This window comes from Halopseudomonas sp. MFKK-1 (genome assembly GCF_027474385.1).
GTDB lineage: Bacteria > Pseudomonadota > Gammaproteobacteria > Pseudomonadales > Pseudomonadaceae > Halopseudomonas > Halopseudomonas aestusnigri.
The window spans coordinates 2,471,191-2,493,341 of sequence record NZ_CP114836.1 but is presented as its reverse complement, the minus strand read 5'-3'; the positions used below and the strand labels follow the sequence as shown (position 1 = coordinate 2,493,341).

The following is a 22,151-nucleotide window of genomic DNA, read 5'->3' as shown; positions in this document are numbered from 1 at the left end:
GATGACGCGGCGTGACAGTAATCTGTCACGCCTGCTTACAAACACCTCAGCGCGAGCGCGTCGGCTTGCGCCCACCACGCGGCTGACGAGCCTGATGCATGGACGGCTTGCGGGCCAGACGCTGCAGTTTTTCCTTGTCGCTGGTTTTCATCGCCGGCAGGGCAATCGGCTCCAGCCCCACTTCCATGCTGAGAGCATCCAGCTCGTTCTGTTTCAGCTCGCGCCAGCGACCGACCGGAAGCTCTGCCCCAAGGAAGACCGGCCCGAAGCGCACCCGCTTCAGACGATTGACGCGCACGCCCTGCGACTCCCACAGACGGCGGACTTCGCGGTTGCGGCCTTCCATCAGGCAGACGTGAAACCAGCGGTTGATACCTTCGCCGCCAGAAGAAACAATGTCGGTGAACTTGGCCGGACCGTCTTCCAGCATGACACCTTCCTTCAGACGCTCAATCATCTCGTCATCCACCTCGCCCATGACCCGCACCGCGTACTCGCGATCCATTTGCCAGGACGGGTGCATCAGCCGGTTTGCCAGCTCACCGTCAGTAGTGAACAGCAGCAGACCGCTGGTGTTGATATCGAGACGGCCAACATTGATCCAGCGGCCGTGCTTGAGACGCGGCAGGCGATCAAAGACCGTCGGGCGACCCTCCGGGTCATCGCGCGTACAGACCTCGCCCTCGGGCTTGTTGTAGAGCATCACGCGGCGCACAACCTCGGTGCTCAGGTCACGCCGCAGCGGGCGATCATCGACACTGATCTGATCCATGCTGTCGACACGGCAGCCCAGCTCGGCGCGCTGACCATTTACGCTGACGCGACCGGCTGCGATCCAGCCTTCCACTTCGCGGCGCGAGCCCAGCCCCATGCGGGCCAGCACTTTCTGCAGCTTTTCGCCTGCGGCGGGGGCCGCCGGGCTATCGTTTACTTCAAATTCGTCGGTCATTGGAGCACCTCCCGGTGTAGATAAAAGCCGAGCAGGATAACACCGACGCCCTGCGCCAGCTATATCAGTTCACAGGCTCTTCGTCGGAATCATCTGGTCGATCGTGCTCATCGGCGACCGGCATGTCCGCTACCGGCATGTCCGAGACCGGCATGTCCGCTACCGGCATGTCCGAGACCGGCATGTCCGAGACCGGCATGTCCGAGACCGGCATGTCATCAAAATCACTCTTGAGATTGGCTTCCATCGCATTGAGCTCATCAAGCAGATTACGGAAACCGCTCTGCCCCTCTACTGAATCCAGTGGCTTGAGCGGCTCAACCGGGAGCCAGGGTTCATCCACTGCCCCATCAACAGACACTGGCTGTTCACTCTCTCCAGACAACGCCAGCTCAGGCTCAAGGTCCAGCTCATCCATTTCACGCACCGCAGCGAGCGGCGGCAGCTCGTTCAGGCTGCGCAAATTGAAATAGTCGAGAAACTGGCGAGTAGTCGCGTACATCGCAGGGCGGCCCGGTACATCTCGGTGCCCGACGATACGCACCCATTCGCGATCCAGCAGGGTTTTGACGATCTGGGTGCTGACCGCCACGCCGCGGATGTCTTCAATCTCGCCGCGGGTGATGGGTTGGCGGTAGGCAATCAGCGACAGGGTCTCCAGCAGAGCGCGGGAATAACGCTGCGGGCGCTCCTCCCAGAGCCGCGCCACCCAGGGGCCGTAAGCCTCGCGCACCTGCAGGCGCCAGCCGCTGGCAACCTCGCGCAGCTCGATCGCCCGCCCCTCGTAACTGGCAGCAATTTTTTCCAGCGCCTTGCGAACGTCGTCAAAACCCGGCATCCGGTCTTCATCAAAGAGTTCGCGCAGACGGTCGATCGACAACGCGCGACCGGCAGCCAGCAGGGCGGCTTCAATGATGTGTTCAATCGGCGGCTGACTCATCCTCTCCCCTCGCCTTGACATGAATGGGTGCAAACGGCTCGTTCTGCACCAGATCAACCAGTTGTTCCTTGACCAGCTCCAGCACCGCCATAAAGGTAACAACCACGCCGAGCTTGCCTTCGCTGGCGGTGAACAGGCTGACAAAGGGCACGAATTGCCCTGACTTGAGCCGGTCAAGCACCTCGGCCATGCGCTCGCGGGTCGACAGCGCCTCGCGGGTAACCTGATGGCTTTCAAACATTTCTGCCCGGCGCAATACCTCGGACAGCGACAGCAGCAGCTCCTGCATGCTGACCTCCGGATGGGCACGCCGGCTGGGCAGCTCACCTACCTCGACCCGTACAGCCCAGGTTTCCCTGCCCATGCGCGGCAGTGCATCCATATCCTCGGCGGCTTTCTTGAAGCGCTCGTACTCCTGCAGCCGGCGGATCAGTTCGGCACGCGGGTCGCCTTCGTCATCCTCCATTTCCTCGGGGCGCGGCAGTAACAGGCGAGATTTGATCTCGGCGAGCATCGCCGCCATCACCAGATACTCTGCCGCCAGCTCCAGCCGCACCGCCTTCATCAACTCGACGTAGGACATATACTGACGCGTTATTTCAGCAACCGGGATGTCGAGAATATCGATGTTCTGCTTGCGAATCAGATAGAGCAGCAGATCGAGCGGGCCTTCAAAGGCTTCTAGAAAAACCTCAAGGGCTTCAGGGGGGATATACAGATCCTGCGGGACCTCGGTGTAGGCCTCGCCGTAGACGACAGCCAGGGGCAGCTCCTGCTGCCGCCCGACACCCCGGGAGCGATCCACCGGGGCATCGGAGTCGGGGCTGACCTCAGCGTCCTGCGTTGGGTCAGCCATCGGTTACTGGCGGTACTGCAGGCCCATGGCCTGACGCACTTCGATCAGGGTGTCCCGCGCGGCGTCACGGGCGCGCTCGGTGCCCTCGTTGAGGATCATGCGCACCGCGTCCGGGTTGGCTTCATACTCCGCCGCGCGCTGCTGCATCGGCTCAAGCTCAGCGCTGATCGCGTCGATGATCGGCTTCTTGCAATCGATACAACCGATACCGGCGCTGCGGCAGCCTTCCTGCACCCAGTCGTGGGTGGCCTTGTCGGTATACACCTGATGCAACTGGTAGACCGGACACTTGGCCGGATCGCCCGGGTCGTTGCGGCGCACGCGGGCCGGATCGGTCGGCATGCGGCGCACCTTCTCGGATACCTCATCGGTGGTGTCGCGCAGGGTGATGGTGTTGCCGTAGGACTTGGACATTTTCTGACCGTCCAGACCCGGCATTTTCGAGTCAGGCGTCAGCAGCGCCTGCGGCTCGGGCAGGATGACCTTGCCGCCGCCTTCCAGATAACCGAACAGGCGCTCCTGATCACCCAGAGTGATGTTCTGCTGCTCTTTCAACAACGCACGAGCCGTTTCCAGCGCCTCGGCATCGCCCTGCTCCTGATAGGCCTTGCGCAGCGAGGAATACAGCTTGGCGGCCTTTTTGCCCATTTTCTTGACGGCTGCTTCGGCCTTTTCTTCGAAGCCGACTTCCTTGCCGTACAGATGGTTGAAGCGACGCGCCACTTCACGGGTAATCTCAACGTGCGCGACCTGATCAGCACCAACCGGCACCTGGCCGGCGCGGTAAATCAGAATATCGGCACTCTGCAGCAGCGGATAACCCAGAAAGCCGTAGGTTGCCAGATCGCGATCCTTGAGCTTTTCCTGCTGATCCTTGTAGGTCGGTACGCGCTCTAGCCAACTGACCGGCGTCACCATCGACAGGAGCAGATGCAGCTCTGCGTGCTCGGGCACCTGTGACTGGATAAACAGGGTTGACGAGGTACCGCTGACACCGGCTGCCAGCCAGTCGATCAGCATGTCCCAGACGTTCTGCTCGATGCTCTGCGGATCTTCGTAGTGCGTGGTCAGCGCGTGCCAGTCGGCAGCGAAGAAGAAGCACTCGTACTCATGTTGCAGCTTCACCCAGTTTTTCAGCACACCGTGATAGTGGCCCAGATGCAAACGCCCGGTGGGACGCATGCCTGACAAAACCCGGCGCTGCGAATCGACAGAACTCAAGGGGAACTCCTGAAAAGACGTATTGAGATGGTTAACCAGCGGCGATTATACCGATAAAGCGCCAAGCGTCAGCGCCCGACAGCAATCAGTCAAGGTTTTCATCGCGACTCAGACCGAACGGCTCCGGATCACCGCGCCCCTCGCGCAGCAACTCCGCCTCACCGTCAAGCAGGCTGATCACAGTCGTTGGCTCGACCGTACAGGCTCCGCCATCGATGATCAGATCAACCAGTTTGCCCAGCCGATCCCGAATCTGCTCCGGATCGGTCAGCGGCAACGGATCGTCCGGCAGGATCAGCGTTACGCTCAGCAAAGGCTCGCCCAGCGCCTCGAGCAGATCCAGCGTGATCTGGTGATCCGGCACGCGCAGGCCAATAGTGCGGCGTTTGGGATGCAGCAACAGACGAGGCACTTCACTGGTGGCATTCAGAATGAAGGTATAGGGCCCGGGAGTCGCCGCCTTGAGAAGGCGGAACGTCGTGTTGTCTACCTTGGCGTAGACACCCAGCTCGGACAAGTCCCGACAGACCAGCGTGAAGTTGTGCTTGTCATCAAGCTGACGCAGGCGCCGAATTCGCTCCAGCGCGGCCTTGTTGCCCAACTGGCAGCCCAGCGCATAGGCCGAGTCGGTCGGGTAGGCAATCACGCCACCCTGCCGAACGATGTCAGCCGCCTGACGAATCAGGCGGACTTGCGGATTATTCGGGTGGATCTGGAAGAATTGACTCATGAGCCGTCTCTGAAATGGTTTACCCGCAGTTTAGCCGCAGAACACACGATCCTCCCAGACCGGATCGCAATCGGCCGGCAGAGCCGTCATGTTACCCAGGCTGGTCCAGGGCGAATCCGGACTGTGGAAATCGCTGCCACAACTGGCCAGAAAACCGAATTCGACACTCAGCTTGCCCAGATAGGCCACCTGGTCGACCGGTTGCTTGCCGTTCACCACTTCAATGCCCCGGCCTCCGGCAGTGGCAAATTCACGCAGCAACGCTCTCAGCTTGCTGCGGGTCAGCCCGTAATGCCAGGGGTGCGCAATAACCGCTACTCCGCCGGCAGCCCGAATCTGGCTAACGACCTCGGCGACGGTCGGCCAATGCTGGCGAATGTCGCCGAGCTTGCCGGCACCGAGCCACTTGCGGAATGCCTCACCGTGGTCGCGAACATGACCGGCCTGCACCATCCATTCGGCAAAGTGCGGGCGCCCCGGCGGCTGCGACGCATCGCCGCCCGCGGCCTGCTGAACCGCCACCGCGCCATCGAACGCACCAGGCATACGCTTGCCCGCAAGCCGCTCGCTGATCTGATGAGCGCGGCTCCAGCGCCCCTCGCGCACCGCTGCGAGCGCATCCACCATTGCAGGTGCATCGAGGTCAAATCCATAACCCAGAATATGCAATGTGTGGCCAAACCACTGGGCGGACATCTCCACCCCACTGACCCATCGGACACCCAGCGCGCGGGCGGTCGCTGCGGCCTCTGCCTGGCCATCGATACAGTCGTGATCGGTCAGTGCGACCAGATCAACGCCGGCGGCGTGGACGCGCTGCATCAGCGCCTCGGGGCTGAGACTGCCGTCAGAGGCGGTGCTGTGCATGTGCAAGTCGACAATCACGAAAACTCTCCTGGCGGGCCGCTTGACGCCACGGCGGGACTTTCGCCTATTATGCCGGCTATACGCTCAGGCAGGTAAGTCCGCCCGTGAATCAACGCAGCCTGCGAAAGAGTCCGCCGGCTCGCCACCCTGCATTTGTCCGCCCGAATCACACAGCAAGGATTCCGCATGTTCTACGCCATCATGGCTACCGACACCCCCGACAGTCTCTCCGCCCGTCTGGCCGCCCGCCCGGATCATCTGGCCCGCCTGCAGACACTGCAGGAGCAAGGCCGCCTGCTGCTGGCAGGGCCGTTGCCGGCAGTCGACAGCGAAGATCCGGGCAGCGCCGGCTTTACCGGCAGCCTGGTGGTCGCCGAGTTCCCGTCACTGGATGATGCACAGCACTGGGCCGACAACGATCCCTATGTTGCAGCCGGCGTCTACCAGCAGGTCACCGTCAAACCCTTCAAGCGTGTATTTCCGGCCTGATCAAGGATGCTGCCCATGTTACGACCATTCACCCTTGCGCTAATGTTGTGCGGCCTGGTCAACGCCGCGACAGCACAAACTGCCGATACCGTGCCCGAGACAGTCGCACCCGAGACAGCGCCGAGCGCAACGGCGAACAGCCAACAGGACATCGGCACGCTCCAGGCCGAACTGGCCAGTGTGGAAGCTGAACGTCAGCGCCTCGCCGACCAGCTCGCCGCCGGTGGCGAATCGGAAGAGATCAGCCAGCTGCAGGAAGAAAATCAGCAACTGCGCGCGGATAATCTGGCAGCGCGCATGGAGGCACAGAGCCGCCTGGTCGCGCAACAGCAGCGCTGGTTCCTGGTCGGCGGACTGACGGTTGCCGGCAGCCTGCTGCTGGGCTTCATGCTGGCCAAGCTGGGCCGCCAGAAACGCCGCGAATGGCTGAACTGACCCCTATCCTGATCATCGACGACGATCAGGAACTTTGCGACCTGCTGGCCGACTGGCTTGCCACCGACGGCTTTGCCCTGAGCGCCTGCCACGACGGCCCCAGCGGCCTCCAGGCTGCGCGCTCCGATCACTTTGCCGTCATCATCCTGGACGTCATGCTGCCCGGCATGAACGGACTGGAAATCCTCCGCGAACTGCGCCAGAGCTGCAGGACTCCCCTGCTGATGCTCAGTGCGCGCGGCGAACCGGTGGACCGCATTCTCGGCCTCGAACTGGGCGCTGACGACTATCTGGCCAAACCCTGCGACCCGCGCGAACTGGTCGCCAGACTGCGGGCGCTGCTGCGCCGAAGCCAGCCGTCACAAGACAGCGCCGGCGAGGTGTTGACCCATGCCGGCCTGCGCCTGGACAGCGGCAGCCTGATGGCCTGGCTGGACGACGAGCCGTTGCAACTGACTCAAAGCGAAGCACTGATTCTGCGTGCGCTGATGACCCGGCCCGCGCAGGTAGTGGACCGCCAGACACTATCGCGCGAGGCGCTCGGCAAGCCACTGGGCGCCTACGACCGCAGCCTCGACATGCACATCAGCAATCTGCGCCGCAAGCTGGGCCCGTACCCGGACGGTCGCCCGCGCATCCAGTCGATCCGCGGACGCGGCTATCTGCTTGGCAGCTGATTTACACAGTCTTTACCCAATACAGGCCGCCGCTGACAAAAGGATCACTAGACTCTGCAGGCAATGAGCGGATTTCCCGGTCAGATATCCACGGAGAACGACCATGAAAAACACCCTGCTTGCTACTACCCTGCTGCTGACTGTGAGCCTGTCTGCCGGCCTGATGGCCGCACCTGCAGAGCCTCGGGACGGTTCAATGCACCAGCGCGGTTTCGAGCGCATGGCTGAAGAGCTGTCGCTGACTGACGAACAAAAAGCCCAGCTGAGCCAGATTCGTGAAGAAGAGCGCGCCAGGTTCCAGACCTTGCGCGAGGAAAGCAAGGCGCGCTTTGATGCCGTCCTGACCGCCGAGCAACGGCAAAAGATGGAACAACTGCATGAACAGCGCCGCGAGCAGATGCAGGAACGCCGCGAAGGCCGCCTGTCGCGCGGCGAACCCTGTAACCGCTGAACCTGACCAAGAGAACGCTGCATGCGCCTGTTCTGGAAAGTATTTGCCGTACTCTGGCTGGCAACCCTGCTGGTCGGCGGCTCAGGCTTTCTGGTCAGTCGCGCCCTGCAGCAGGACTGGTTGCTGCTGCAACTGAATCCCGAGCTGCGCGACTTTGCAGCGCAGCTTGCAACCGTCTACGAGCAGAGCGGCCCAAGCGCCGCTCAGCAGTGGCTCGAACGGCAACGCAGCGAACATCGCCTGCGCGCTCGACTGTTTGACGCCGCCGGCGACAGCCTGCTGCCTGGCACCCTGTCGCGCCGGCCGCGGCTACAGGCCGAGTCACACGTACCTCCGGGACCACCAGAACAGCCCCCCGGACCAGGACGCCTGTTTCAGCTGGCCTGGACTACCGACCAGGCCAGCTACATCATCGCCCTTCATGTACCCGCCCCAACCCTGTGGCGAAGTCAACGCACCCCGTTAACCCTGCTGCTCAATATTGGTCTGGCGGTCGTTGTGCTGGCCCTGCTGAGTCTGCTGCTGAGCCGCTATTTGACGCGCCCGCTGGGTGATCTGGGCGCTGCTGCCCAGTCGCTGGCCAAAGGCGAGTTCAATGCACAGCGTCTGCAAAAAACCACGGCTCGTCGCGACGAGCTTGGCGAATTGGCCCGCCGTTTCGAAAGCATGGCCGAGCAGGTCCAGACACTGCTGGACAGCCAGCAGCAACTGCTGCGTGATGTATCCCATGAACTGCGCTCGCCGCTGGCGCGGCTTCGCGTCGGACTGGCGCTCGGCAGCCAGCAGAACCTGCCAGCCGATGACCCGCTCTGGCAGCGTCTGGATCGCGAATGCGACCGCCTGGACCAACTGATTGACGGCATTCTGACCCTCAGCCGGCTGGATACCCGGCGCGAGCCGGCCAGCGCATTTGCCCTGGACCCGCTGATTGCCGAGATTGTTGAGGATGCGCGCTTTGGCGCATCCGATCTTGCCATTGCCCTGAGCGGTGAAACCGGTTTAACGCTCCACGGCTGGCCGGACCAGTTGGCAGCCGCCATCGATAACCTGCTTCGCAATGCTGTGCGCTTCAGCCCGGAGAACGGCGAGATTCAGATCAGCCTGCGCCGCAGCGCAGGGCAGGCACTGATTCGGATTGATGATCAGGGTCCGGGGGTTGCCGATGAATGGCTGGACAAACTTGGTGATTCCTTCTTCAGGGTGCCGGGCCAGAGTCAGGACAGTGGCTACGGTCTGGGGCTGACGATTGCCCGGCGGGCCATCGCGCGACACGGCGGCCGTCTGTGCTTTTCACACAATCCGGCAGGCGGACTGCGGGTCGACATCAGCCTGCCGACCGTTCAGCACTGAGTCAATCTTGTGCCGGCCAGCGAGTGAAGAACCGATCAACGTCCAGGGCCGGCACCGCCTTGCGTTCTCCGGCAGGATGGCCGACGTAGAGAAAGGCCAGAATGTGCTCGTTTTCCTCTAGCGCCAGCCCGCGACGCACCACCGGGTGATAGGCCAGCGCTCCGGTACGCCAAACCGCCCCCAGCCCCATCGCATGTGCTGCCAGCAGCATGTTGCCGACGGCAACACCGCAGGCCAGATCCTGCTCGATCACCGGCACCTTGGCGTGTTCCTGATGGCGGCTGATGGCCACAATCATCAGCGGCGCCCGCAACGGCAACCCCTGATAGCGCGCCAGCGTATCCGCCGACAGGTCCGGCGTATCGGCCAGCGCGGCCCGGCCAAACAGCTCACCCAGAGCGTCAAGACCGCCACCTTCGATGACCAGAAAACGCCAGGGACGAAGATAGGCATGATCAGGCGCCCGCAGGGCAGCCAGAAACATCGCCTGTTGCTGCTCGGCAGTCGGGGCCGGGCCAACCAGGCGCGGCACGGAAACCCGCTCATGCAGCAGGGTCAAGGCATCCACGGGTATCATTCCTCCTCGGACTGGTCCTGCAGTACCTGTTCACGATACTGGCCCGGCGGCAGGCCGAACCAACGCTTGAAGGCACGAAAGAAATTGCTCGGATCGGCAAAGCCCAGCATGCAGGCGATCTCGAACAGTGTGAGTTGGGGTTGACCCAGATACTGCAGCGCCAGTTCCCGGCGGGTGCGCTCAAGCAGTTGCTGGAAGCTGACACCCTCTTCCTGCAGGCGACGCTGCAGGGTCCGCGTGCTCATGTTCATGGCACTGGCAACCGTCTGCCGCTTGGGCTCGGCCTGGGGCAACAGGCGGCAGAGTACCTGACGGGTCTGGTGAGTGACAGGGTCGGATTCAAAGCGGGCCAGAAAATCGCCGGCAAAGCGATCGTGCAACTTGGCCAGGCTGTCATTGGCGGTAGCCAGAGGCGCTTCCATCAACTGACGGGACATAAGCAGCGAATAGCTCGGCGCATCGAACTCCAGCGGGCAATCGAAAAGTGCGCGATAGGGCGTGGTGACCTGTGGCTCGGGTCGGGCGAAGGTGGCTTTGAGCGGCACAATGGGTTCCGCGGTCATCCAGCGGCAGAACGCCAACGCGTAAGCCATGGCTGCCTCCACGCTCTGCCGCGCTGCGGGCAACCGATCGCCGTGGATGGCAAATTGCAGCCGGCAGGTATCAGGTTCGATCTGCATTACCATATCGGCCGACTCGCCGATCAGCCGCTGATAGCGCACCACCCGGCCAAAGCCTTCTCGCAGCGTGCGACTGGACATCAGCGAGTAACCGACCACACTGAAATGACCTGGCCGCACTACCCTTGCCATGTTCAGGCCGATAGCCGGATTGCCACTGCGCTCGACCGCCAGCTGCCAGACCCGGGTCATGCTGTCCTGGCTGATCCGCGCATCCGGGTCGGTCAGCACCTCGGCATCCAGCCCCAGCTCGCGGAATATTGCAGCAATGTCCAGCCCGTCGACGGCCAGAGCGTGGCCGATGGCAGAAACCCAACCTGCTGATGTGGTCCGTATTGCGCGATCCATGATTTCTCGCCGCTGTGAGCGGATTCAGACGTTCGTTTTTGGTATCCGGCGGACGATCATAGACTAAAAGTGCAGGCGAATAAAAAACCTGCGCAGCTCGACTTGGCCGCGATAGCCATACCGGTCTATTACTGCATTTTCTAAGCTAATGTCACGCGCCTCAGCGGCCGAGTTCAACCGTTTCTGCCACCTACAGGACCGCTATCATGCCAGCATCCAGCACACCCGAACCGACTCGCTTTAGCACCTTTGCCGAGTTTTACCCCTACTACCTGAGCGAGCACCAGAACGACACCTGTCGCCGCCTGCACTACGCCGGTAGCAGTCTGGTAATCATCCTGCTGCTTTACAGCCTGCTCAGCGGCAATCTGTGGTGGCTGCTGGCCCTGCCGATCGCCGGCTACGGGTTTGCCTGGGTTGGCCACTTCTTTTTTGAACACAACAAGCCGGCGACCTTTACCCATCCCTTTTACAGTTTTCTGGGAGACTGGGTCATGCTGCGCGATGCGCTGACCGGCCGAATCCGCTTCTGAGCGGTGAATCGCCTGAATGTCAGCACAGCGACAGTCACCTCCAGCTATCGCCTCTATGATGCCTGCAGCCTGACCCAAAACAGATAACAAGAGGAGATCCATCATGGGTGAGCAACACGCCACGTTCCGTGCCATGCAGGAAGGAACCGCAGAAGACTGGAGCATCATCTCCGAGCACTTCCGTCCGTTCGCCAAGAATCTGCCCGACCGCATCCTCGCCCACCTGCGCCTGCTGGACGGTGACTACGGCGGATTTCCGATCGATCGCCTGGAACATTCGATCCAGACCGCGACGCGCGCCCACCGTGACGGTCGGGATGAGGAATATGTCATCTGCGCGCTGCTGCACGATATCGGTGACACCCTGGGCAGCTACAACCACCCGGACATTGCCGCCGCCATCCTCAAGCCGTTTGTGAGCCCGGAGAACCTCTGGATGGTTGAAAAGCACGGCGTCTTCCAGGGCTACTATTTCTTCCACCACCTCGGCATGGATCGGCATCTGCGCGACCAGTTCAAGGATCATCCGCAGTATCAGTACACCGCCGAGTTCTGCGCCAAGTACGACGCACCGGCCTTTGATCCGGATTATGAAAGCGAGCCGCTGGAATTCTTCGAACCCATGCTGCGCCGCGTGTTCGCCAAACCGCGCAACAGTATCTACAAGGTCTAGGCGAGCAGCGTGGACGGCGCACGCACCGGGCATTGCGCTACGCCCGGTTACGCGCGGCATTAATCCACACCTCGCCAGCAACTCGCAGCCTGTCCGCGCGGCATTGTCCGCCGTGCGGATTACGGCCTATCATGCCCAGTCACAGACACCCGCTCGGTGCTCTTGCCCGGCCACGGATTCGACTGAACATGATCACCGACACCCACAAACCGCTCGCCAAACCGCCCCTTGAAGGTTATTACTCGCGCACCATTGCCTACCTGTGCGTCGCCTTGACCTTCAGCGCCGTGCTGGTCGAACGCGGCCATCAGCTGGCCTATCTGATCAGCATTCTCTATGCGCTTGCCTATCCGCAACTGGCTCACCTGATCAGCCGTAAGGTCCCGCCCCAACACTCAACCACCAAGCGCCTTACCCTGCTTGCCCTCGATGCCGTTCATACCGGCGCGTTCATGGCGGTGCTCGGATTCACCGTGGTACCCAGCCTGATGTTCTTTCTGCTGGTAGGCTTCTCCTGCCTGATTGCCGGTGGCTCACCCTACCTGATCGCCGGCAGTCTGCTGACTATCGCCGGCGCCCTGCTGGGCGCGGCAGCCTTTCAGCCACAACTGGTCTTCGCCAGCTCGAATCTGGTGACCCTGGTCAGCCTTATCAGCGGAGGCTTCTTCCTGTTGATCGTCGCGGCATTCGTGCATCGCCAGGGCCGCCACCTGGAACAGGCCCAGCAGCAGCTGCAACGCGAGCAGGAGAAGACGTCACGGCTGGCCGCCAACCTCTCCAAATACCTGTCGCCGCAGGTCTGGGAATCCATTTTCTCGGGTAAACGCAGCGCTCGACTGGAAACACGACGCAAGAAGCTGACCGTATTCTTTTCGGACATTCGCGGCTTCACCGAGCTGGCCGAGGAGCTGGAAGCCGAAGCCCTGACCGACCTGCTGAACAACTACCTGGACGAGATGTCGCGTATCGCCCTGCAATACGGTGGCACCATCGACAAGTTCGTCGGTGATTGCGTCATGGTCTTCTTCGGCGACCCGTCAACACGTGGCGCCAAGCAGGACGCAGAGGCTGCGGTCTCCATGGCCATTGCCATGCGCAAGCATATGAAGGTGCTGCGCCAGCAGTGGCGCAGCCGCGGCATCACCAAGCCGCTGGAAATCCGCATGGGGCTGAGCACCGGTTACTGCACCGTCGGTAACTTCGGCACCGCGACCCGCATGGATTACACCATCATCGGCCGCGAGGTGAATCTGGCCAGCCGCCTGGAGGGCGCAGCCGACGCCGGCGAGATTCTGATCTCGCACGAGACCTACTCCCTGGTGAAGGAACTGATCATGTGCCGCGACAAGGGCCAGATCAGCGTGAAAGGCTTCTCACGACCGGTGCAGATTTACGAAGTGGTCGGGCTGCGCCGCGAACTGGGCGCCGCGCCGACCTATGTGGAGCACGAGCTGACCGGTTTTTCGATGTATCTGGATACCACTCACGTTCGCAACTATGACAAGGAACAGATCATCAAGGCACTGGAGCAGGCCGCCCGCAAGTTACGCGACAAGGTCATTGTCTAGACGGCGTCAGGCCGCCCGCTCCTCAAGCGCGTCGCTCACCGGCTGCAGCATTTGCGCTTGAGCATCATGCCAGCGATAGAGCTCGATATGGCCATCCTGGTGTTCGATCAGCGCCGTACAGGACTCGACCCAGTCACCGCAGTTGAGATAATCGATACCGCTGACCCTGCTGATCTCGGCATGGTGGATATGCCCGCACACCACGCCATCCAGACCGCGCTTATTGCATTCGTGCGCCAGCGCCTCCTCAAACTCGCTGATGAAGTTAACCGCTTTCTTCACCCGATGCTTGAGATAGCCTGACAATGACCAGTAGCCCAGGCCGAAGCGCGAACGCCAGTGATTGAGCCAGCGGTTCAGAACCAGACTGAACTCATAGGCGTGATCGCCGAGAAAGGCCAGCCAGCGGTGGCAGCGGGTAATGACATCGAACTGGTCGCCGTGGATTACCAGCAGCCGGCGGCCGTCATCGCACTGATGTACCACCTCGTCAACCAGTTCGATATTGCCCAGCACCAGCGTGGAGTAGCGCCGCAGAAACTCGTCGTGATTGCCGGTGACATAGGTTACCCGGGTGCCGCGCTTGCTCATGGTGAGGATACGCCGCAATACGTTGGTATGCGCCTGGGGCCAGTAGATACCCTTGCGCAGCCGCCAACCGTCGATGATATCGCCCACCAGATACAGCTGATCGCACTCGACAGACTTGAGGAAGGTCGCCAACTTGTCGGCCTGGCATCCGCGCGTGCCCAAATGGAGATCCGATATCCACAGCGTCCTGACCCGCTGTTTTTGCGCCTCTGGCAACAACACCGCTGTATTCATGCGCCTGCCTCCTCGGGAAGTTGTCTTCACGCTACCGTCCGGCGGTGACCGGACTGTGTCATCCGGATGACCGCAATATGACAACACCACAGCACCGCAGGAATTCGCCGCTTCGTATACAATGGCGGCCTCCAGCCGTTGCCTTATCCGGACCCACACCATGTTCAAACGCCTGCTGCCGTTACTGTTGCTGATCCTTTCGGGCTGGACCGCGGCCGAACCCTTGCGTACCGGTCTGGTGCTGTCCGGCGGCGGTGCCCGTGGCCTGGCCCACATCGGCGTACTGAAGCAACTGGAAGAACTCAACATCCCGATCCACGCCATTGCCGGCACCAGCATGGGCGCGGTCATCGGCGGCCTTTATGCCTCAGGCTACAGTGCCGAAGAACTGGAGAAGCTCGCACTCGAACTGGACTGGCAGGATGCGCTGAGTGACTCCCCCCAGCGCGAAGACATACCCTACCGTCGCAAACAGGACGACCGCGACTTCCTGGTCAAGCAACGGCTCACCTTCAACAACGGCGTTCTCAGCCTGCCGCTTGGCCTGCTGCAGGGCCAGAACATGGGAGTGGTGCTGGAAAGCCTGCTGGTCCACACCAATGAAATCGACAACTTCGACAGGTTGCCTATCCCGTTCCGTGCCGTGGCGACCGACATTGCCACAGGTGAAGCCGTGGTATTCGACCACGGGCATCTGCCGCTGGCCATCCGAGCCAGCCTGGCACTGCCCGGATTCTTCGCCCCGGTCGAAGTGGATGGCCGCCTGCTGGTGGACGGTGTACTGAGCAAGAACGTGCCCATCGACGTCGCGCGCGCCATGGGCGTGGATAGGGTCATCGTGGTTGACATCGGCACTCCGCTGAAGTCTGCCAGCGAGCTGACCTCGGTGCTCGACATCATGGACCAGACAACAACCCTGCTGACCCGCACCAACACCGAGAAGCAGCTTGCCACCCTGACCGATCGTGACCTGCTGCTGCAACCGGCGCTTGGCAACATGGGGTTCAGCAGCTTCGCCGACGCACAGCAGGCCATTGATGCCGGCGCCCGCAGCCTCGCCGAGGCCAATGGCGTGCTGGCATTCGTCGCCCCGGACGGTGCCGACAGCGGCGGCAACCTGGCCAGCAGCAGGCCTCAGCGCCAGGCCATCATTCATGCCATCGAAGTGGACAACAGCGGCAAGGTGGCCGACGAGGTGGTGCTCGGCATGATCCGCCAGCCAATCGGCGAGCCTCTGAATCTGGCCCGCCTGCAAACCGACATGGGCACCATCTACGGCACCGACTATTTCAGCCGAGTCACCTACGAAATCGTCCACGACCAGGGCCGCAACACCCTGCTGGTACATACGGCTGGCCGCCGCACCGGCACCGATTATCTGCGTCTGGGCCTGAATCTGGTAGACGACTTTGAAGGCGACAGTCAGTACAACGTTGGCGCCAGCTTTCGCGTCAACGGTCTCAACCCGCTCGGCGCGGAATGGCTGACCCGGCTGCAGGTCGGGTCGGAACAGGAGCTCTATACCGAGTTCTACCAGCCGCTTGACTATGGCTCACGCTATTTTGTTGCGCCCTTTATCGATGCCGAAGCGCGCAACATCGACGTTATCGACGACGACGATCCGATCGTTGGCTACCGCCAGAAACGCTATGGTGCCGGCCTGAATCTGGGCCGCCAGATCGCCAACAGCGGTGAAGTGCGTTTCGGCCTGTCGCGCTACCGCGGCAACTCGCGAGTACGCATCGGCGACCCCGACCTGCCCTCCATCGACTTCAACGAAGCCTTCTACTCGCTGGAGATCGACCGCGACACGCTGGACGATGTGAACTTCCCGCATTCGGGGGAAGAGGCGCGCCTGAGCTGGCGCCAGTCCGAGCCGGATCTGGGGGCCGACGCGCGTTACCAGCAGATCGAGCTCAGGGTCAACAAAGCCTTCGGCTTCGGCCCCAACAGCCTGCAACTGGGCGGTTTTATCGGTCGTACCGACAGTGACGTGGATGTGGCGCAAAGCAGCTTCAGTCTCGGCGGCCCCGGCTGGTTTTCCGGTTTCCGCCAGGACGGTCTGGCCGGTCAGAACTACCAGCTCGGCCGGCTGGTCTATTATCGGCGCCTGGCACCCAGCTACTTCAACACGCTCAGCCTGCCTTTCTACCTGGGCGCCAGCCTGGAGTACGGCCGCGTATACAACCGCGACGATGCCGGGTTCGATACCGGTTACTTCGGTGCCGGCAGCCTGCTGATGGGCATGGATACGCTGGTTGGCCCGCTGTTCTTCGGGCTGGGCGTCAACGAAGAGGGCCACGAGGCCCTGTATATGAAGCTGGGCCAGACGTTCTGAACCGGCAGCCCCCTAGCCGCTGATTTCCAGCACCAGTGCGGCACGGATGCAGTGCAACACCCCTTCGTCAACCGGCTCGTCCAGCTCACGCGCCAGGGTTCTTACGCCGGGCAGATCCTCGCCGTCGAAATTGAGAAAGGCATCCTGCAACCGCTCAAGCTGAGCGGGTCCGATGTCGATAGCCTGCTCCAGGGTCAGGTTGCCGGTGGTAATCGCCTGCGCCAGCTGACCGTAGACCTTGCGAAGCGGTTGCCCCAGCTGCATGGCTGCCTGTTCCGGGCTCATTCCGGCGCGCACCATGGCAATCGCCTCATGGGCATCACGGGTCTCCTGAGCCTGTGCCGCCGCTCCATCACCGGCCAGAACCTGAATAAAATCAGCGCCATAGCGCTCAAGCTTGTGCGAACCGACGCCACTGACCAGTGCCATATCCTGCAGGGTAGTCGGCCGCTGACGCAGCATATCGACCAGCGTATTGTCGGTGAAGATGACGTAGGGCGGCACACCGTGAGCGTCCGCCAGCTGTTTGCGCAGGGTGCGCAACGACTCCCAGAGGGCGCGATCAGCCTCGGCAATCACCGGCTTGTTGCTGCCCCGGCTGCCCCAGGCTGCCGGCTTGCTGACATCACGGCGCAGCTGCAGGCTCTGCTCGCCACGCAGCAGCGGACGACAGCGTTCGCTCAGGCGCAGGCTGCCATAGCCATCGAGATCCACCTCGACCAGAGCCAGGGCGATCAACTGGCGGAACACCGAGCGCCATTCATTCTCACCCAGTGACTTGCCAATCCCGTAGGTAGAAAGGTGCTGATGACCGGCGCTGCGAATCTTCTCGTTATCGCGACCGAGCAGAATGTCGATCAGGTGACCCACGCCATAACGCTGACCGCTTCTATAGATCGTCGACAGCGCCATCCGCGCCGCCTCACTGCCGTCCCAGGTCGAAACCGGCTCCTGGCAGTTGTCACAGTTACCGCAGGGTTGCTCCAGGGTTTCACCGAAGTAGCCCAGCAGCGTCTGCCGGCGACAGGTAGTCAGTTCGCAGAGGGCCAGCATGGCGTCAAGCTTGTGCCGCTCAATGCGTTTATGGCGCTCGTCACCTTCCGAGCCGGCCATGATCTGATTGAGCATCAGCACATCCTGCAGGCCGTAGGCCATCCAGGCGTCGGCAGCCAGACCATCACGGCCGGCACGACCGGTTTCCTGGTAGTAGGCCTCGACACTCTTGGGCAGATCCAGATGAGCGACAAAGCGCACATTGGACTTGTCGATACCCATACCGAAGGCGATGGTCGCGACCATTACCAGCCCCTCCTCATTTAGGAAGCGGCGCTGATGCGTGGAGCGCAACTCCTGCGGCAAGCCCGCATGATAGGGCAAGGCAGGCCAGCCCTGCTCGCACAGCCAGGCGGCGGTTTCTTCTACCTTCTTGCGCGACAGGCAATAGACAATGCCGGCGTCCCCCTTGTGCTCGCGCAGAAAACCGAGCAACTGCTGACGGGGCTTATCCTTGGGCACGATGCGATAAAAAATATTGGGGCGATCAAAGCCGGAAACAAAGCAGGCAGCCTGCTCCAGTTTCAGCCTCTGGACCATCTCTTCGCGGGTACGTTCATCCGCCGTGGCGGTCAGCGCCATGCGCGGCACGCCGGGGAACAGCTCTGCCAACTGACCCAGCTGCAGATACTCGGGGCGAAAATCGTGCCCCCACTGGGAAACACAGTGCGCCTCGTCAATCGCAAACAGGGCAATCGGCAAAGACTGCAGAAAATTCAGAGTACGGGGTTTGAGCAGACGCTCCGGGGCCAGATAGAGAAACTGCAGCTCACCGGCGCGCATCTGCCGGGCCACCTCGCGCTGGGCGTCTTCGCTCAACGTGGAATTGAGCGCCGCCGCCGTCAACCCCAGCTCGTTCAGCGTCGCGACCTGATCGTCCATCAACGCGATCAGCGGCGAAACCACCACTGTCAGCCCCTCACGCAGCAGCCCGGGCACCTGATAGCACAGTGACTTGCCACCACCGGTCGGCATCAAGACCAGCGCATCGCCGCCACAGGCCACCTGATCAATGATATCCGCTTGCTGACCACGGAATTCGCCGTAGCCAAACACGTTCCTGAGTTGCTGCAGTGCTTGCTCGCGCATGGGTCTCCTCACCAGATCCGATTCCGTTGATGGGCAGAATCAGCGGCCGCAGAGTATAACGTCTTTGGCAATTGCCCGGGGCATGCGTAAAATGACCGAACAAACAATGAGAGGTGTCCCATGTCCTTCAATGACCAACTCCAGCGCCTGCAAGCTTTTCTGGACGCCGATGACCTGCACGACGAAGCGCTGGACTACATGGCCGCCTGTGGCTACCTGAGCGCACTGGCCATCAGCCCGGAGCCGGTTGCCGACGAGGAACTGCTGGCCGAGCTGTTCGCCGAAACCCCGCCCTACGAGAGCCCCGCGCAGCAGGACGAGATCATCGGCACCCTGCTGGAGCTCAAGGCCCGCATCGCTCGCGAGCTGGCCAGCGACGAGGATCTCGAACTGCCCTGTGAGCTGACCCTGGGTGACGAGCCCGATTACTCGGACCTGCGCAGCTGGTGTATCGGCTTTATGGAGGGGGTTTTCCTGCGTGAGGAGGCCTGGTTCAGCAATGACGAAGAGCTGGTCAGCGAGTTGCTGTTGCCGGTCATGGTCGGCTCCGGCCTGTTTGCCGATCAACCCGAGTTCGCCGAGATCGAGCAGGACGAAGACATGGTCGAGGATATGGTCGAGCACATTCCGCAGGTACTCACCCAGCTTTTCCTGCTGTTCCACGCCCCGGAAGAAAAGCCTCGTCCAGCCCTGTTGAAACGTTCCTGAGCCACACGGGTGCGCGCAGCAGACATGACGAACTGCGCGCGCTTGCCTACACTGGGTGGCATTACCTCGGCTAACGCTGCCGGAATGCCACTGCAGTGAAACGACCCATCCGCCTCCGCTTCTTTCTCCCTGCCAGTCTGCTGCTGGTCGCCCTGTCTGCGATCGGCTGGGACTACGAACAGATTTTCGCGCGCATCAACACCCTCTATCGTCCGGACATGCAAGCCCAGTGGCGCCTGCAGGAATGGCGCAGCATGCTCGACAACAGCCAGGCGCTCGAGCAAGCGCAGAAGCTCGAAACCATCAACACCTTCTTCAATCAGCGCCTGCGCTTCAGCGACGACATCGACATCTGGGGCCAGGTGGACTACTGGGCATCACCGGCCGAATCCATGGTCAAGGGTGCGGCAGACTGCGAAGACTACTCCATCGCCAAATACTTCAGCCTGCGCCGGGCCGGCATATCCAACGATCAGCTACGCCTGACCTACGTCAAGGCGCTGGAACTGAATCAGGCTCATATGGTGCTGACCTACTACGCCACCCCCGATAGCGAACCGCTGGTATTGGACAACCTGATCGATAGCATATTGCCCGCATCGCAGCGCAGCGACCTGTTGCCGGTTTACAGTTTCAATGCGGAAGGGCTATGGCTGGCCGGCCGCGGCAACACCCAGACCGGCTCGGCAAAACAACTGTCGCGCTGGCAGGATCTGTTGAAAAAAATGCAGAACGAGGGCTTCGATGCCCCCGGCTTACCCTGAGTCAAGAGGACCCAACCATGTCACTGGTCAAACAGCTTATTCTGGCGATTTGTCTGTTCCTGCTGGTCGCCTTCAGCGGGAGCTTCATCGTCAGTCTGGAAAGCTCCCGCAACCAGCTGCAGACCCAGCTGCGCTCCCATGCTCAGGACGCTGCTACCGCGCTTGGCCTGTCCCTGACACCCCACGTCAGAGATCCGGCCATGATCGAGCTGATGGTCAGCTCGATCTTTGACAGTGGCTACTTCGCCCGCATTCGCGTTTATGCGGTCAGCAACGGCGAGGTTCTGGTTGAACGCACACGCAGCCTTGACGAGACCAAGGCGCCTGGCTGGTTCGTCAACCTGGTCAATCTGCAGGAGCAGGCCGGTGACGCTATCGTCATGGACGGCTGGCAACAGTCCGCACGCGTCGAGGTTGTCAGCCATCCGCAGTTCGCCCTGAACAAACTCTGGGACAGCGCCCTGGGTACCCTGGCCTGGCTGGTGGCCTGCGGGTTGTTCAGCGCCCTTCTCGGCGCTCTGTTGCTTAAGCGTCAACTGACGCCGCTGATGTCCATGGCCGACCAGGCCGAAGCAATCACCCGGCGCGAGTATCGGACGCTGCCACGGATCCCCCGGACGCCCGAGCTCAAGCACGTGGTCGTCGCCATGAACCAAATGGTCGGCAAGCTAAAGACCCTGTTTGAGGAAGAGGCCGCCCGGACCGAGCATTACCGCCGTCAGGCTTACCATGACGCTCTGACAGATCTGCCGAACAGACTGGCCTTTGATCATGCACTGGCCGCAGCACTCACCTCGACGGAAAATCCCGACGGCATGCTGCTCGGCCTGCGGGTATCCGACCTCAACCGGATCAACCAGCAACTCGGCGCAGCCAGCACAGACGCGCTGCTCAAAAGCATCGGCGGCCAGCTGCAGGCCCTGCAGAACGCCCACCCCAGCTGGCTTTGCTGCCGCTCACGCGGTGGCGAATTTCTCACTCTGGCGCCGGGCGGCGACCTTGCCGACATTCGCAAGCTGGCCGAACAACTGGCAAACCAGGTTGCCTCGCTGGAGACGTTGACGTCGCTCGGCGAAGCACAACCAATTGAACTCGGCATTACCGGCTACCGGGTTGGCGATGACAGCAAGCAAGTACTGCGGCGACTTGATCAGGCCATGACCGAGTCGAGCCTGAACGGCGCAACCATCCAGCCCGGCTATGAGCCAGCAAACGAGAGCAGTCAGTCACCGGGCAGCAGCCACGACTGGCGCGAGCTGCTCGAAGCCGCGCTGAAGGACTTCAGCTTCACCTTGCACTTCCAGCCGGTACTGCACGGCCACGATCTCAAGAAACTGCTGCATCAGAAGGCTCTGGTTCGCCTGCGGGGCACTGATGGCAAACTCATGATGGCCGGCCAGTTTCTGCCATGGATAGAGCGTCTGGGGCTATCGCCCGCCTTCGACCGCTGCATGGTCGGGCTGGCCCTGTCCCACCTTCAGCGCCACCCGGGCCCGCTGGCACTCAGCATTACCAACGACACGCTGCACAATGCAGAGCATCGCAAGCAGATCCGCCAATTGCTGGAGCAGCATCGAACCGAGGCCGCCCATCTGACGCTGGAAGTTGACGCGCGCTACCTGCAAGGGTGTAACGACCTGGCCAGCCTGGCTCAGGAGCTGCGTCCGCTGTCCGTGCAAGTGGGCCTTCAGCACTTTGGCCGCCAGCTCAGTCTGATCGGCGAACTGGCCCTTATTGGCCTGAGCTACCTGAAGATCGAAAGCAGCTTCATCCGCGACCTGGATACCGAGAGCGACAAGCATCTGTATCTGGAAGCACTGGTGCGCACCGCACAACGGATCGACCTGCTGCTGATCGCAGAGCAGGTACAGAGCCAGAGCGAGGTTTCTGCACTGAAACAACTGGGCATTGAGGCCATGCAAGGCCGGGCGCTGGCCGAGCCGGGAGAGTGGCGCGACTGATTCTTCCGGTCGACGAATCTGCGCCTGACCCTGCAGCTTGTTAAGCCGCGTCAAAGGGATAAAAGGCAA

General features: G+C 61.7%; 22 protein-coding genes. 12 read left to right on the top strand and 10 right to left on the bottom strand.

Going from position 1 to position 22,151, the window contains the following annotated elements; genetic code table 11:
* Positions 1–46: 46 nt before the first annotated feature.
* The 6 genes from rluB to O5O48_RS11650 all read right to left on the bottom strand — a co-directional run bounded on the left by rluB (position 47) and on the right by O5O48_RS11650 (position 5,581).
* The gene (gene rluB, locus O5O48_RS11675; RefSeq protein WP_269687080.1) at positions 47–949 is read right to left on the bottom strand and encodes a 23S rRNA pseudouridine(2605) synthase RluB; all 903 of its coding nucleotides are present in this window, start codon (positions 947–949) and stop codon (positions 47–49) included.
* A 64-nt stretch (positions 950–1,013) separates the two neighbouring features.
* Positions 1,014–1,889, bottom strand: coding sequence for an SMC-Scp complex subunit ScpB (gene scpB, locus O5O48_RS11670; protein ID WP_269687079.1), 876 nt, complete (start codon positions 1,887–1,889; stop codon positions 1,014–1,016).
* Complete coding sequence (locus O5O48_RS11665; RefSeq protein WP_228246093.1) at positions 1,870–2,745, bottom strand: segregation and condensation protein A; 876 nt, start codon at positions 2,743–2,745, stop codon at positions 1,870–1,872. The genes scpB and O5O48_RS11665 overlap by 20 nt, the downstream gene beginning before the upstream one ends.
* Before the next feature lie 3 nt (positions 2,746–2,748).
* Positions 2,749–3,927, bottom strand: coding sequence for a tryptophan--tRNA ligase (locus O5O48_RS11660; protein ID WP_235005723.1), 1,179 nt, complete (start codon positions 3,925–3,927; stop codon positions 2,749–2,751).
* Positions 3,928–4,051: 124 nt separating this feature from the next.
* Positions 4,052–4,696 carry an L-threonylcarbamoyladenylate synthase gene (locus tag O5O48_RS11655; protein WP_088273754.1) on the bottom strand — a complete coding sequence of 215 codons (645 nt, stop codon included), beginning with the start codon at positions 4,694–4,696 and terminating at the stop codon, positions 4,052–4,054.
* A 30-nt stretch (positions 4,697–4,726) separates the two neighbouring features.
* Entirely contained in the window at positions 4,727–5,581 is an 855-nt protein-coding gene (locus tag O5O48_RS11650) for a PHP domain-containing protein (RefSeq protein WP_269687078.1), read from the bottom strand.
* Between the two features lie 168 nt (positions 5,582–5,749).
* On the opposite strand from O5O48_RS11650, the gene O5O48_RS11645 reads away from it, so the two are divergent.
* From O5O48_RS11645 to O5O48_RS11625, 5 genes are all read left to right on the top strand, one after another.
* Entirely contained in the window at positions 5,750–6,052 is a 303-nt protein-coding gene (locus O5O48_RS11645) for a YciI family protein (protein WP_228246095.1), read from the top strand.
* Positions 6,053–6,067: 15 nt separating this feature from the next.
* On the top strand, positions 6,068–6,487 hold the full coding sequence (locus tag O5O48_RS11640; RefSeq protein ID WP_228246096.1) for a hypothetical protein: 420 nt from the start codon (positions 6,068–6,070) through the stop codon (positions 6,485–6,487).
* Positions 6,484–7,164, top strand: a complete 681-nt coding sequence (locus tag O5O48_RS11635; RefSeq protein WP_233049883.1) for a response regulator transcription factor — start codon at positions 6,484–6,486, stop codon at positions 7,162–7,164. The genes O5O48_RS11640 and O5O48_RS11635 overlap by 4 nt, the downstream gene beginning before the upstream one ends.
* A gap of 103 nt (positions 7,165–7,267) precedes the next feature.
* Positions 7,268–7,615 carry a Spy/CpxP family protein refolding chaperone gene (locus O5O48_RS11630; protein WP_233048173.1) on the top strand — a complete coding sequence of 116 codons (348 nt, stop codon included), beginning with the start codon at positions 7,268–7,270 and terminating at the stop codon, positions 7,613–7,615.
* A gap of 21 nt (positions 7,616–7,636) precedes the next feature.
* Positions 7,637–8,965, top strand: a complete 1,329-nt coding sequence (locus tag O5O48_RS11625) for a HAMP domain-containing sensor histidine kinase (protein WP_269687077.1) — start codon at positions 7,637–7,639, stop codon at positions 8,963–8,965.
* Between the two features lies 1 nt (position 8,966).
* On the opposite strand, the gene O5O48_RS11620 is transcribed toward O5O48_RS11625, so the two are convergent.
* Together O5O48_RS11620 and O5O48_RS11615 are read right to left on the bottom strand one after the other, a co-directional pair.
* Positions 8,967–9,533, bottom strand: a complete 567-nt coding sequence (locus tag O5O48_RS11620) for a nitroreductase family protein (protein WP_228246099.1) — start codon at positions 9,531–9,533, stop codon at positions 8,967–8,969.
* A 5-nt stretch (positions 9,534–9,538) separates the two neighbouring features.
* A complete protein-coding gene (locus O5O48_RS11615) occupies positions 9,539–10,570 on the bottom strand; it encodes an AraC family transcriptional regulator (RefSeq protein WP_269687076.1) in 1,032 nt (343 codons plus the stop codon).
* A 206-nt stretch (positions 10,571–10,776) separates the two neighbouring features.
* Between O5O48_RS11615 and O5O48_RS11610 the strand changes: the two genes are divergently transcribed.
* The 3 genes from O5O48_RS11610 to O5O48_RS11600 all read left to right on the top strand — a co-directional run bounded on the left by O5O48_RS11610 (position 10,777) and on the right by O5O48_RS11600 (position 13,344).
* Positions 10,777–11,103, top strand: a complete 327-nt coding sequence (locus O5O48_RS11610) for an Mpo1-like protein (RefSeq protein WP_228246101.1) — start codon at positions 10,777–10,779, stop codon at positions 11,101–11,103.
* A gap of 103 nt (positions 11,104–11,206) precedes the next feature.
* On the top strand, positions 11,207–11,776 hold the full coding sequence (locus tag O5O48_RS11605) for an HD domain-containing protein (protein ID WP_088273745.1): 570 nt from the start codon (positions 11,207–11,209) through the stop codon (positions 11,774–11,776).
* Positions 11,777–11,964: 188 nt separating this feature from the next.
* The gene (locus O5O48_RS11600; protein WP_269688697.1) at positions 11,965–13,344 is read left to right on the top strand and encodes an adenylate/guanylate cyclase domain-containing protein; all 1,380 of its coding nucleotides are present in this window, start codon (positions 11,965–11,967) and stop codon (positions 13,342–13,344) included.
* 6 nt (positions 13,345–13,350) lie between these two features.
* Here the strand turns inward: O5O48_RS11600 and O5O48_RS11595 are convergent, their stop codons facing one another.
* Complete coding sequence (locus tag O5O48_RS11595; protein ID WP_269687075.1) at positions 13,351–14,169, bottom strand: UDP-2,3-diacylglucosamine diphosphatase; 819 nt, start codon at positions 14,167–14,169, stop codon at positions 13,351–13,353.
* A 160-nt stretch (positions 14,170–14,329) separates the two neighbouring features.
* Between O5O48_RS11595 and O5O48_RS11590 the strand changes: the two genes are divergently transcribed.
* Entirely contained in the window at positions 14,330–16,507 is a 2,178-nt protein-coding gene (locus tag O5O48_RS11590) for a patatin-like phospholipase family protein (RefSeq protein WP_233048178.1), read from the top strand.
* 12 nt (positions 16,508–16,519) lie between these two features.
* Here O5O48_RS11590 and recQ read toward each other — a convergent pair whose 3' ends face one another.
* Positions 16,520–18,649 carry a DNA helicase RecQ gene (gene recQ / locus O5O48_RS11585; RefSeq protein ID WP_269687074.1) on the bottom strand — a complete coding sequence of 710 codons (2,130 nt, stop codon included), beginning with the start codon at positions 18,647–18,649 and terminating at the stop codon, positions 16,520–16,522.
* A gap of 120 nt (positions 18,650–18,769) precedes the next feature.
* Between recQ and O5O48_RS11580 the strand changes: the two genes are divergently transcribed.
* The 3 genes from O5O48_RS11580 to O5O48_RS11570 all read left to right on the top strand — a co-directional run bounded on the left by O5O48_RS11580 (position 18,770) and on the right by O5O48_RS11570 (position 22,082).
* Positions 18,770–19,357, top strand: coding sequence for a UPF0149 family protein (locus O5O48_RS11580; protein ID WP_228246104.1), 588 nt, complete (start codon positions 18,770–18,772; stop codon positions 19,355–19,357).
* A 107-nt stretch (positions 19,358–19,464) separates the two neighbouring features.
* On the top strand, positions 19,465–20,121 hold the full coding sequence (locus tag O5O48_RS11575) for a transglutaminase-like cysteine peptidase (protein ID WP_434006964.1): 657 nt from the start codon (positions 19,465–19,467) through the stop codon (positions 20,119–20,121).
* Between the two features lie 17 nt (positions 20,122–20,138).
* Complete coding sequence (locus O5O48_RS11570; protein WP_269687073.1) at positions 20,139–22,082, top strand: bifunctional diguanylate cyclase/phosphodiesterase; 1,944 nt, start codon at positions 20,139–20,141, stop codon at positions 22,080–22,082.
* Positions 22,083–22,151: the final 69 nt, after the last annotated feature.